Origin of the sequence: Blastococcus colisei, from assembly GCF_006717095.1 — a bacterium.
Taxonomy (GTDB): Bacteria; Actinomycetota; Actinomycetes; order Mycobacteriales; family Geodermatophilaceae; genus Blastococcus_B; species Blastococcus_B colisei.
In genome coordinates this window covers 2,217,131-2,228,575 of sequence record NZ_VFQE01000001.1, presented here as the reverse complement: position 1 = coordinate 2,228,575, position 11,445 = coordinate 2,217,131, and the positions used below count along the sequence as shown (strand labels likewise).

Annotated in this window: 11 protein-coding genes; 7 read left to right on the top strand and 4 right to left on the bottom strand. The window is 74.5% G+C overall.

Translation table 11 applies throughout. The annotated features are described in order from the left end of the window. Positions 1–35: 35 nt before the first annotated feature. Entirely contained in the window at positions 36–1,148 is a 1,113-nt protein-coding gene (locus tag FHU33_RS10640; protein ID WP_142025342.1) for a class I SAM-dependent methyltransferase, read from the bottom strand. A 106-nt stretch (positions 1,149–1,254) separates the two neighbouring features. Between FHU33_RS10640 and FHU33_RS10635 the strand changes: the two genes are divergently transcribed. Both FHU33_RS10635 and FHU33_RS10630 read left to right on the top strand, forming a co-directional pair. Then, positions 1,255–3,996 (top strand): ATP-binding protein, encoded by a 2,742-nt coding sequence (locus FHU33_RS10635; protein ID WP_142025341.1) that lies wholly within the window; start codon positions 1,255–1,257, stop codon positions 3,994–3,996. Positions 3,997–4,040: 44 nt separating this feature from the next. Continuing rightward, positions 4,041–4,310, top strand: a complete 270-nt coding sequence (locus tag FHU33_RS10630; protein ID WP_142025340.1) for a YciI-like protein — start codon at positions 4,041–4,043, stop codon at positions 4,308–4,310. Between the two features lie 17 nt (positions 4,311–4,327). Here FHU33_RS10630 and FHU33_RS10625 read toward each other — a convergent pair whose 3' ends face one another. Together FHU33_RS10625 and FHU33_RS10620 are read right to left on the bottom strand one after the other, a co-directional pair. Next, a complete protein-coding gene (locus FHU33_RS10625; RefSeq protein WP_142025339.1) occupies positions 4,328–4,843 on the bottom strand; it encodes a DUF421 domain-containing protein in 516 nt (171 codons plus the stop codon). Positions 4,844–4,856: 13 nt separating this feature from the next. Continuing rightward, positions 4,857–6,104, bottom strand: a complete 1,248-nt coding sequence (locus tag FHU33_RS10620; RefSeq protein WP_246063488.1) for a cation:proton antiporter domain-containing protein — start codon at positions 6,102–6,104, stop codon at positions 4,857–4,859. A gap of 216 nt (positions 6,105–6,320) precedes the next feature. On the opposite strand from FHU33_RS10620, the gene FHU33_RS10615 reads away from it, so the two are divergent. The 5 genes from FHU33_RS10615 to FHU33_RS10595 all read left to right on the top strand — a co-directional run bounded on the left by FHU33_RS10615 (position 6,321) and on the right by FHU33_RS10595 (position 10,498). Continuing rightward, complete coding sequence (locus FHU33_RS10615) at positions 6,321–6,725, top strand: four-helix bundle copper-binding protein (protein WP_142025337.1); 405 nt, start codon at positions 6,321–6,323, stop codon at positions 6,723–6,725. 48 nt (positions 6,726–6,773) lie between these two features. Then, the gene (locus FHU33_RS10610) at positions 6,774–7,220 is read left to right on the top strand and encodes a nitroreductase/quinone reductase family protein (protein ID WP_142025336.1); all 447 of its coding nucleotides are present in this window, start codon (positions 6,774–6,776) and stop codon (positions 7,218–7,220) included. Positions 7,221–7,606: 386 nt separating this feature from the next. Then, a complete protein-coding gene (locus FHU33_RS10605; protein ID WP_142025335.1) occupies positions 7,607–8,380 on the top strand; it encodes a (Fe-S)-binding protein in 774 nt (257 codons plus the stop codon). A gap of 37 nt (positions 8,381–8,417) precedes the next feature. Beyond that, positions 8,418–9,878 (top strand): LutB/LldF family L-lactate oxidation iron-sulfur protein, encoded by a 1,461-nt coding sequence (locus FHU33_RS10600; RefSeq protein ID WP_142025334.1) that lies wholly within the window; start codon positions 8,418–8,420, stop codon positions 9,876–9,878. Beyond that, positions 9,875–10,498, top strand: coding sequence for a LutC/YkgG family protein (locus FHU33_RS10595; RefSeq protein ID WP_142025333.1), 624 nt, complete (start codon positions 9,875–9,877; stop codon positions 10,496–10,498). The genes FHU33_RS10600 and FHU33_RS10595 overlap by 4 nt, the downstream gene beginning before the upstream one ends. An 18-nt stretch (positions 10,499–10,516) precedes the next feature. Here the strand turns inward: FHU33_RS10595 and FHU33_RS10590 are convergent, their stop codons facing one another. Further along, positions 10,517–11,431 (bottom strand): diacylglycerol/lipid kinase family protein, encoded by a 915-nt coding sequence (locus FHU33_RS10590; RefSeq protein WP_142025332.1) that lies wholly within the window; start codon positions 11,429–11,431, stop codon positions 10,517–10,519. Between the last annotated feature and the right edge of the window lie 14 nt (positions 11,432–11,445).

The window sequence follows — 11,445 nt, the reverse complement described above, 5'->3', positions numbered from 1 at the left end:
CTGCTCCTGGAGCGGCCCCGAGTGAGGCTCCGCCGTCACGGCCGGACCTCGAGCACGTTGTTGAACGGGGTGTTCGTCGCCGGGCGGAAACGGGCGAAACCCGCCGCGGTGGCGACGTCGCGGATCCGCGCCGGGCCGGCCTGCGTCCCCAGGGCCAGCCCGACGTCCTGAGCGAGCGACGCCGGCGTGCAGAGCAGCGTGGAGAACCCGTAGTAGGCGCGGCCGATCGGGTTGAGGTTGTCCTCCACCCGGTCGCCCGCCATCGGCTCGACGATCATCCAGGTCCCGTCAGCGGCCAGCGTCTCCCGGACGTGGCGGGCCGCTCCGACCGGGTCGCCCATGTCGTGCAGGCAGTCGAACATCGTCACGAGGTCGAAGCCCTGCCCGCCGTCACTGCCGGAGTACCCCGTCGCCGGTGCAACCTCGAACCGGACCCGGTCGCTGACCCCGGCCGTCTCCGCCCGCGCCCGCGCGGTCTCGATGGAGGCCGCGTGGTAGTCGGAACCGACGAACGTCGACTGCGGGAAGTGCTGGGCCATGAGGACGGTCGACGCGCCGTGACCGCAGCCGACGTCGGCGACCGTCGCACCGCGCTCCAGCTTCTCGACGACGCCGTCCAGCGCCGGGAGCCACTCCCCGATCAGGTGGGCGTTGTACATCGTGCGGAAGAACCGCTCGCAACCCACGTGGACGTCGCCGTTGTGCGCGTGCCAGCCGACGCCGTCGCCGGTGCGCGCGACCTCGATCACCGCCGCGGCGTCGCGGACGGTGCCGTGCGCGATCTGGAAGAAACCGGGCAGGTAGGCGGGGCTGCGCTCGTCGGTGAGGGCGGCGGCGTGCTCGGCCGGCAGCGTGTAGGTACGCGTGGCCGGGTCGTACTCGACGTAGGAGCCCGCCGCCTGCGCCGCCAGCCACTCCCGGGCGTAGTGCTCGTCGGTGCCGGTTCGCTCGGCGAGCTCCGACGGCGTGACGGGGGTGCCGTCGGCCATCGAGCGGTAGTAGCCGAGCGCGTCACCCATCACGACGAGCGCGGTGTTCAGCGACGCGCCGACCTCGTCGACGGCGCGGAAGACGAAGCCCATGAGCTTCTCGGGGTCGATGGGGCGCGGGGCCGGCGCAGTGGTCGTGGGCAGTGCGGTGGTGGTCATGACAGCTCCTCGGAGGACGGGTCGTTCGGGTGTCTCCGAGCCTGGCGAGACCGGCCGCGTCGTCGCATCAGGGCACCCCCCCCTGGCGGCTCCCTAGACTCGTCGGATGCTGGTCGGCCGCGACCACGAGAGGCGCCTGATCGACGGGCTGCTGTCGGCTGCCCGGATCGGTCAGAGCGCGGTGCTGGTGCTGGTGGGCGAGGCCGGCATCGGCAAGAGCACGCTGCTGGAGGACGCCGCAGCCGCTGCGACGGGCATGCGGCAGCTGCGGGCGACCGGCACGGAGTCGGAGGCCGAGGTTCCGTTCGGGGCGTTGCTGCAGCTGTTGCGTCCCGCCCTGGTCCACCTCGACCGGATCCCTCCACCCCAGGCCGACGCCCTGGCCTCGGCCCTGGCCCTGCGGAAGAGCCCGGGTGGCGACCGGTTCGCCATCGGCGCGGCCACCCTGAGCCTGCTCAGCCGGTTCGCCGAGGACCAGCCGGTGGCACTGCTGGTCGACGACGCGCACCTGCTGGACCGACCGTCCGCCCAGGCCCTGGTCTTCGCCGCGCGGCGGCTGACCGCCGATCCCGTCGTCCTGCTCGCGGCGGTGCGGGAGGGCGTCCCCTCCCCCGTGACCGAGGCCGGTCTCCCGCTCCTCCACGTCGACGGGCTCTCCCCGGCCGCCTCGGGGCAGCTGGTCGAGTCGGCGCGCCGGCGGCTGGGTCCGGCGGCCGTGACGCGGTTGCACGAGGCCACCGGCGGCAACCCCCTGGCGCTGCTCGAGCTCGCCGACGAGACCGATCTCCTCGACGCGCTGCCGCCGGAGGCGCCCGTGCCGGTCCCCGCCCGCCTGGCCCGGGTGTTCGCCCGGCGGGCCGACCGTCTGTCGCCGGCGGCGCACACCGCCCTCCTCGTGGCGGCGGCCGGAGGGAGCGACCTGGCGCTGGTCGCCCGCGCGTGCGGACTGCTGCAGGTGGACGTGGCCGCCCTGGAGGACGCCGAGACCGTCGACCTGCTCGCCGTGGCCGGCGGGGCGGTCACCTTCCGCCACAACCTCGTCCGGTCGGCGATCTGGTCCGAGGCTCCGCCGGCGACCCGGCGGAGGGTCCACTCCGCGATCGCCGCGGCGCTCCCCGAGGAGGACGCCGACCGGCGGGCCTGGCACCTGAGCGAGGCGGCCCTCGGGCCGGATGCCGACACCGCCCGGCTGCTCGACGAGGCCGCGGTGCGCGCCAGGATCCGGGGAGCGCACGCCGTCGCGTCGACCGCCTTCGAGCGCGCCGCCGGGTTGAGCCCGGAGCCCGAGGACGCCGGCCGACGGCTGGTCTCGGCCGCGGAGTCTGCCTGGCGGGCCGGGGCGGGTGACCAGGCGGTCGCGCTGCTGGCGCGGGCCGCCGGGCTGCCGCAACCGCCGGACCTGCGGGCCAGGACGGCGGGGCTGCGCGGCACAGTCGCGGCGCGGACCGGCTCGGTCGAGGAAGCCCGTGACGAGCTGATGGCCGCCGCGGCGGAGCGCGCCGACACGGCCCCGGACACCGCCGTCCTGCTGCTGGCCGACGCGATCCAGGCCTGCTTCTACCTGGCCGACACCGCGGGGGTGGCCGAGGCCGCGGCCCGCATCGACGCGCTGATGCCCCGGACGACCGCCGAGCCCGCGCGGTGGGTCGCCGACGTGGCCCGCGGGATCGCCGCTGTGCTGACCGGCCACGGCGGACCGGAACGGATCCGCCGCGCCCTGCGGTCGGTGGATCCCACCGGGCCGCTGCTCCGCGCGCCGCGGGTCGCACCCTACGTGGTCCTCGGCGTGCTCTTCCTCCGCGAGAGCGGCACCGGGCGACAACTGGTCGACATCGTCGTGACGGACCTTCGGGCGCGCAGCGACCTCGGCACCCTGCCGTTGCTGCTGTTCCAGATCGCCCGGGACCAGGCCACCCAGGCGAGCTGGGACTCCGCCGAGGTCAACTACACCGAAGGCGCCCAGCTGGCGCGCGAGACCGGCTCGACGTCGGACCTCGCTGCCTGCCTGGCGGGACTGGCGTGGCTGGAGGCCCGGCAGGGGCGCGAGGCGGTGTGCCGGGAGCACGCGGCGGAGGCCGCGGAGATCAGCCGGCCGCGGCACCTGGCGCTGTTCCAGATCTGGTCGCTCGCCGCCCTGGGCGACCTCGAACTCGGCCTCGGCCGCCCCGAGGCCGCGCTCGCCGACTTCGAGCGGCTGGAGGCGCTGCTCGCCCGGCTGGGCGTCGACGACGTCGACCTGTCCCCCGCACCCGAGATGGCCGAGGCGCTGGTGCACCTCGGGCGGCACGACGTGGCGCGAGTCCAGGCACGGGCGTACGCCGCCCGTGCCGCGGAGAAGGGGCAGCCGTGGGCGATGGCCCGCGCCGCCCGATCCTTGGGCCTGACGTGCGAGGAGCCGGAGGTCGATCAGCACTTCGCGGTGGCGCTCGACCATCACGGGCGGACGCTGGACCCCTTCGAACTGGCGCGGACCCGACTGGCGTACGGAGCCCGCCTGCGCCGGGCCCGCCGCCGCATCGACGCCCGGGTCCAGCTACGCGACGCCGTCGCCTCGTTCGACCACCTGGGCGCGGCCCCCTGGGCCGATCGGGCGGCCGCGGAGCTGCGCGCGACCGGGGAGACCGCGCGACGCCGCGAGAGCAGCGCGCGGGAGGAACTGACCCCGCAGGAGCTCCAGATCGCCACGCTCCTGGCGTCGGGCCGCACGACGCGGGAGGCCGCGGCGGCCCTGTTCCTGAGCCCGAAGACGGTGGAGTACCACCTGCGGCACGTCTACCTCAAGCTCGGCCTGTCCTCACGGGCCGAACTGGCCGCCCGTCTCGCCGGCCCTCCGGGACGGCAGTCATGAACACCGGTGACATGGAACCGACCGGGAACCACGAGAATGGCGGCATGCACCTGCTGCTCGAGTACACACTGGCCGACGACTACCTGGAGCGCCGGGCGGCGCTGCGCGAGGAACACCTGGGGCTGGCCCGGACCGCCCACGAGCGCGGGGACCTGCTGCTCGCCGGCGCCCTGCCCGACCCCTACGACCGGGCCGTGCTGGTGTGGACCGCGTCCCGCGAGGTCGTCGAGGACTTCGTCGCCCGCGATCCCTACGTCGTCCAGGGGCTGGTGACCGGATGGACGATCCGGCCCTGGAACATCGTCGTGGGCTGAACCCCCCGGCCTGGCGGTCAGCCGTCGTAGCCCCGGACCCCGGACAGACTCGAGCCGCTGCCGAGCTTGCTGCTGGAGATGACGCTGAGCGAGCCGTCGCTCTCCAGCACCACGGCGCCGACCGAGGAGAGGTCTCCGGAGCCCGACGAGCGCACGGCCTGCCGGATCTCGTCCAGCGTGACGCGCTGCTCGCGCAGCGCGCCGGGGATGGCCGTGCCGTCCCGGAGGAGCAACGTCGGTCGCGCGGTCACCAGGTTGCGCAGCGGGGGGATCCGCACGGCCAGCCAGGCCACGACGAACTGCAGGAGCGCGAGCAGGGCGAGCGCGACGGCGCCCTCGGACCAGGAGACGTCACTGCTGAGGAAGATCGTCGCCAGGGTGGAACCGAACGCGACCGTGACGACGAGGTCGAAGGCGTTGAGCTTCGCCAGCGTCCGCTTGCCCGACAGCCGGAGGACCAGCACGAGGGTCAGATATGCGGTGGTCCCGATGATCAGGACACGCGCCAGGTCGGACCACGAGTCGAACCACATGGATCGTCTCCTCTCAGCTACCGGTCAGGCCCGGCTCGGCAGCATCGCTGCCCGCCGCGTCGGACGACGTGATCCGGCTGTACAGCTTCCGCCCGGGCGATGAGGTGACGCCGTGCACCACCGTGCTGGCCGCCACGACCAGGGTGCCGGCGGCGAGGACGACGGGGTCGATCCGGAGGCGCTCGGCCTCCAGCACGAGGTAGAAGACCGCGGACACCCCGATCGGGCCGAACCAGCCGAGGAAGAGGGCATCCGGCCGGCCCAGGTGCAGGGGCCTGCGGAGCAGCCACACGATCGGCAGCCGCCGGAGCAGCAGGACGGCGACGACCAGCGCCGGGCCTCGCCAGCCGAGGTCCGCCCAGGCCGCCCACGGCAGCACCGCGCCGAGCGCCACGAACAGCGGCAGGACGAGGAAGCGGTTGACCGCCTCGTCGATCGGGGCGTCGTCGGTGCGGTCCGAGCCCGTGCTGACGAGGTTGAACGCCAGGCCGCAGACGAAGACGGCGAGGATGCCGTCGACGTGGATCAGCCCGGACAGCCCCAGCACGGCCAGGGCGAGCACCGCGGTGAACAGCAGACGAGGTCCGGCGTCGGTGGAGCCGTGCTCCTCCCCCGCCCGCAGCGCCCGACCCCCCAGCCAGCCGGCGGCCACCCCGACCGCGACCGCGCCCAGCACCTGCCAGAGCGACTCGAGCACCGCCGCGCCCATCGCCTCCGAGCCGGCGAGCGCGACCGCCACCAGCACCAGCGGGAGGGCCAGCCCGTCGTTGGCGCCCGACTCCAGCGACAGGATCTGGCGGTCCCGCTCCGGCAGGTCCTGCTCGGCCGGCCCGCCGGTGACCACGCTGGACGCCAGCACCGGGTCGGTCGGGCACAGCGCAGCGCCCAGCAGCGCCGCCGCCCCCAGGCCGACGCCGAGGGTCAGGGCCGCCAGTCCCGCCGTCACCAGCGCCATGACCGGCATCGCGACCGCCAGCAGGAGGAGGACCGGCCGCAGCCGGGAGCGCGCCGCGCCGAACGGGTACCGCAGGGCGACGGACATGACCGAGATGGCCAGCAGGGCCCGCGTGGCCGAGTGCAACCAGGTGGGGTCCTCGGTCACCGGGCGCAGGTCCAGCACTCCGGTGACGGCCGGCCCCAGCAGGACGCCGGCGACCAGCGCCATGACCGGCTCCGAGAGCGGCAACCGGCGCAACCGCTCCGACAGCGCCGCCACCACCAGGCCCAGCGCACCGGCCGCCAGCAGAAGGACGTCGATCACGCACTCCAGCTCCTCTCGCCCCCGTCGTCGCCGATCCGCATCGTGTGCCCGTGCGTCCCTGCCCCGCGCCGCCAGGCCCGACACGCGTGTGTTCCGCCGCTCCATGACGGTCCGATGACGACGGTGGCTTCCGGGGCCCGACGGGTAGGGGGCACGGAACCGGTGCCCACCGGGACGGCACGGGTGCCGTTCCGCACCGGGGACACAGGAGGTCCCATGACCGTCGCAGCCCGGATGCTCGAGACGTACCCGCAGGATCTCGGCGGGATCGACCGGCAGAAGCTCGTGGCCTGCATCGAGGCGTGCATCGAGTGCGCCCAGGCGTGCACCGCGTGCGCGGACGCCTGCCTCAGCGAGGAGACGGTCGCCGACCTCCGGAAGTGCATCCGCACCAACCTCGACTGTGCCGACGTCTGCGACGCCACCGGTCGCGTGCTGTCCCGCCACACCGGCTACGACGCGAACCTGACCCGGGCGGTGCTCGAGGCCTGCGCGGCGGCCTGCAAGGCGTGCGGGGACGAGTGCGAGAGCCACGCGTCGATGCACGAGCACTGCCGGGTCTGCGCGGAGGCGTGCCGGAACTGCGAGCAGGCCTGCCGCGAGCTGATCGCCTCCCTCTGACCGGGTCCGCCGGCGGGTGGTGTGCGCTCGGGCCGCACACTGGGGGGCATGCCACCCTCCGGCGACTACGGACCGAGCACGGTGCCGTGGGTCCGCGAGGAGGTGGAGCACCTCGAGCGCATGGGGGCGGGGCTGCGGGGGCGCTCCGTCGTCCTGCTCACCACGGTGGGCGCGCGGAGCGGACTGATCCGCAAGACCCCGCTCATGCGCGTGCAGCACGCCGGGGTCTACGTCGCCGTCGCCTCGACGCGCGGGGGCGACCGCCACCCCCACTGGTACGCCAACGCGCTGGCCCACCCGGAGGTCTCGCTGCGCGACGGCGACCTGGCGCTCGACCTGGTGGCCCGCGAGGTCACGGGCGCGGAGCGGAGCAGGTGGTGGTCGCTCGCCTGCACGGTGTTCCCGTCCTACGTGGAGTACCAGCGACGCACCACGCGGCGCATCCCCCTGCTCCTTCTCGAGGCCCCGCCGGCCGGACGCCCGGTCATCGCCTGATCGACGGACGGCCGTCCCCCGTCGACATGTCGACATGTCGACACAGCTCATCGGGCGGACGGCGCCCGGGCGGCCACCGCCGGCAGTCCGGGTACGCCGACCGGACCGTCGCTCCCAGGGAGCATGGAGCGTCCCAGGTGTCCTGGCGCTGACCGCAGGGAACTGGTAGGAGTGTCAACGCCACGGCGTGCCGCCGCGACGGTCGCGCGGAACGGGTTCCTCGAGCCGCATCCAGCCTCAGGAGGCGACACTGAACCCCAGCATCGGGGACGTGGCCCTGCGGGCGGGAGTGTCGGAGGGACGGTGAGCGACGTCGTCGACCGGCCCGACGCCGTGGGGACGTCCACCCGCGACCGCATCCTGGGAGCGAACGCGGACGCCGCGTCATGAGGGTCGCACTGTTCGCCACCTGCCTGGTGGACACGATGGTGCCGCAGGTGGCGCGGGCGACCGCGGTGCTGCTGGAGCGGCTGGGTCACGAGGTCGTCGTCCCGCCGGGCCAGAGCTGCTGCGGCCAGATGCACATCAACACCGGCTACCGGCGCGAGGCCGTGCCGATCGTCGCCAACCATGTGCGCGCATTCAACGGGGCGGAGGCGATCGTCGCGCCGTCCGGATCGTGCGTGGCCTCCATCCACCACCAGCAGGCGGCCGTCGCGCGGCGGGCGGGCGAGCACGACCTCGCCGACGAGGCCGCGGCGCTGGCGGAGCGGACGTACGAGCTGTCCCAGTTCCTGGTCGACGTCCTCGGCATCACCGACGTCGGCGCCTACTACCCGCACCGCGTCACCTACCACCCGACCTGCCACTCGCTGCGCATGCTGAAGGTCGGCGACCGCCCGCTCCGGCTGCTGCGGGCCGTCCGGGGCCTCGACCTGGTCGAGCTGCCGGCGGCCGACCAGTGCTGCGGCTTCGGCGGGACGTTCGCGGTCAAGAACGCCGAGACGTCGACGGCGATGCTCACCGACAAGATGGCCAACGTGCTCTCGACGCATGCCGAGGTCTGCACCGCAGGCGACGCCTCCTGCCTGATGCACATCGGCGGCGGCCTGTCCCGGCTGCGCTCCGGGACGCGGACGGTGCACCTCGCCGAGATCCTGGCCTCCACCGAGGAGGCGGTCACCCCGCAGCAGTCGACCACCCCGGCGGTCCCCCGATGACGACGTTTATGGCCATAAACGCACCTGGGGGACGGCGGTGAGCGCCGTGTTCCTGGGCATTCCCACCGCTCCCCCGGGCGTTGGGCACCTGCGCGGTGACCGGTCGTTCCCCGACGCTGCCCGCGACTCGCTGCGCGACGGCCAGCTGCGGGCCAACCTCGGCCACGCGACCGCGACGATCCGGGGCAAGCGCGCCGCCGTCGTCGGCGAGGTGCCCGACTGGGCGGAGCTCCGGGAGGCGGGCCGGGCCATCAAGGCGGCCACCATGGCGCGGCTCGACGAGCACCTCGTCGCGCTCGAGGAGCAGGTCACCGCCCGGGGCGGCACGGTGCACTGGGCCCGCGACGCCGACGAGGCCAACGCGATCGTCACCCGGCTCGTGCAGGCGACCGGCACCGACGAGGTCGTCAAGGTCAAGTCGATGGCCACCCAGGAGATCGGGCTGAACGAGGCCCTCGAGTCGGCCGGCATCGCCGCCCACGAGACCGACCTGGCCGAGCTGATCGTCCAGCTCGGGAACGACATGCCGTCGCACATCCTCGTGCCGGCGATCCACAAGAACCGGGCCGAGATCCGCGAGATCTTCCTGCGCACCATGCCCGGGGTCGACCCGTCGCTGACCGACGACCCGCGCCGGCTGGCCATGGCCGCGCGGGCACACCTGCGCGAGCGGTTCCTGCGGGCGCGGGTGGCGATCAGCGGGGCGAACTTCGCCGTCGCCGGGACCGGGACGCTCGCCGTCGTCGAGAGCGAGGGCAACGGCCGGATGTGCCTGACCCTGCCGCAGACGCTGATCACCGTGATGGGCATCGAGAAGGTGGTGCCGACCTGGCGCGACCTCGAGGTGTTCCTGCAGCTGCTCCCCCGCTCCTCCACCGGCGAGCGGATGAACCCCTACACCTCGCTGTGGACCGGGGTGACGCCCGGCGACGGGCCGCAGGAGTTCCACCTGGTGCTGCTGGACAACGGGCGGACGGCGGTGCTCGCCGACGAGGTGGGGCGCGAGGCGCTGCACTGCATCCGCTGCTCGGCCTGCCTCAACGTCTGCCCCGTCTACGAACGCGCCGGCGGGCACGCCTACGGCTCGGTCTACCCCGGCCCGATCGGCGCCGTCCTGTCCCCGCAGCTGACCGGGATCGAGGACAACGCCTCGCTGCCGTACGCCTCGTCGCTGTGCGGCGCCTGCTACGACGTCTGCCCGGTGGCCATCGACATCCCCTCGATCCTCGTGCACCTGCGCGCCGAGCACGTCGAGGCACAGACCCGGACCACCCCGGAGGCCGCCGCGTTCCGTGCACTGTCGAAGGCGATGTCGAGCCCGCGGCTCTGGCGGCTGGCCCAGCGCGCCGCCGGCCTGGGTCGGTTCCTGGCCCGCGGCAGGCCGACGCTGCCCGCCGTCCTGCCACCTCCGGCCTCGACGTGGACCCGCACCCGCGACCTGCCGACGCCGCCGCGGGAGACCTTCACGCAGGCCTGGGCCCGGGAGCACCGCGGATGACCGCGCGCGACGAGATCCTCGGCCGGATCCGGACGGCACTCGGCCCCGACCGTGCCGCGCCGCCGGACGTCCGGCGCGACTACCGGCTCACCGACGACCGCTCCCCCGCCCAGCTGCTCGACGTCCTGACCGACCGCCTCGAGGACTACAAGGCCACCGTCCTCCGCTGCGCGCCGTCCGACGTCGCGGCCACGGTCGTCGCCGCCCTGCGGACGGCGCTCGGCGAGCACGATCCGACCCGCGTGGTCGTCGCGCCCGGGGTGCCGTCGGACTGGCGGCCCGACGGCGCGGTCGAGGACGACGGCCGCCCGGCGGTCGCGCTCGCGGACCACTCCGCCACGGTCACCGGCGTCTCCGTCGCGATCGCCGAGACCGGCACCCTGGTGCTCGACGGCAGCCCGCTCTCCGGCCGCCGCGCGCTGTCCCTGCTGCCCGACTGCCTCCTCTGCGTCGTGACCGCCGATCAGGTGGTGGGAGGAGTGCCGGAAGGCCTGGCCCGGCTGGACCCGCTCGCCCCGCTGACGATGATCAGCGGCCCGTCGGCGACCAGCGACATCGAGCTGCAGCGGGTGGAGGGCGTGCACGGCCCGCGCACGCTGGTCGTCGTCCTCGTCGGCTGAACGCGCGGCGGGGGCAGGTCAGGTCGGGACGAGCACCGACCAGGCGTGTCGCTCCACCCGCCACGTCCGGGATCCGACGTCCTGCTCGATGTCCCCGTCGGCGTTGAGGTCGACGGGAGGACCCGAGAACGTCACCTCCCGGCCGCGCGTGACCAGGACGTCGGGACGGTCGACGTGCCGCCCGGTCACCAGGGCTGCGGCGAACGCGGCGCGAGCCACCGGGCCCGTGGCGGTGCTGATCACCACCTCGGCCAGCCCGTCGTCGACGAGGGCGTCGGGTGCCAGGGGCGCACCACCGCCGATCGTCCGTCCGGTGCAGACGGCGAGCATGAGGACGTCGTTGCTCCCGTCGGCCGCCCAGCCCTCGCCGGAGTGGACCGGGACCCGTCCGTCCACCTCCACCCGGAGGGCCCAGCCGGAGGCCGTTGTGCCGGCGATCGCGGCGCCCAGCGGGAACGCCACGGTGCCGAGGCGCTCCTTGAAGCGGAGCGCCTCGGCAGCCGCGAGGGCGCCCACGCCGACGTGGACGGCGTTGACCACGAGGCCGCCGGCGTCGTCGCGGACGAGATCCAGCGGGCGCGGCGTCCCGTCCAGCACCGCCGCTACCGCCTCGACCGGGTCCGGAGGGAGGCCCAGCGTCCCCGCCAGGTCGTTGCCGGTGCCGCGCGGTATGACGCCGACGGGCACGCTGGGATGCAGGACGCCCGCGCGGTCGAGGGCCTGCACAGCGGCGTGGACGGAGCCGTCTCCGCCGATGACGACCGGACGGCGGTCGCCGAGACCCGACACCGCCGTCCGGAGCTCGGCCAGATCCGCGGTCGCGGCGACGGTCACCTCGGCACCGCGGCCGAGCGCGGCCACGGCCGCCTCGACCGAGTCGTCGTCGGTGGTGCCCGCCGCGCGGTTCACCAGGACCAGTAGTCGTCGCCCCACCGCGACATCCTCAC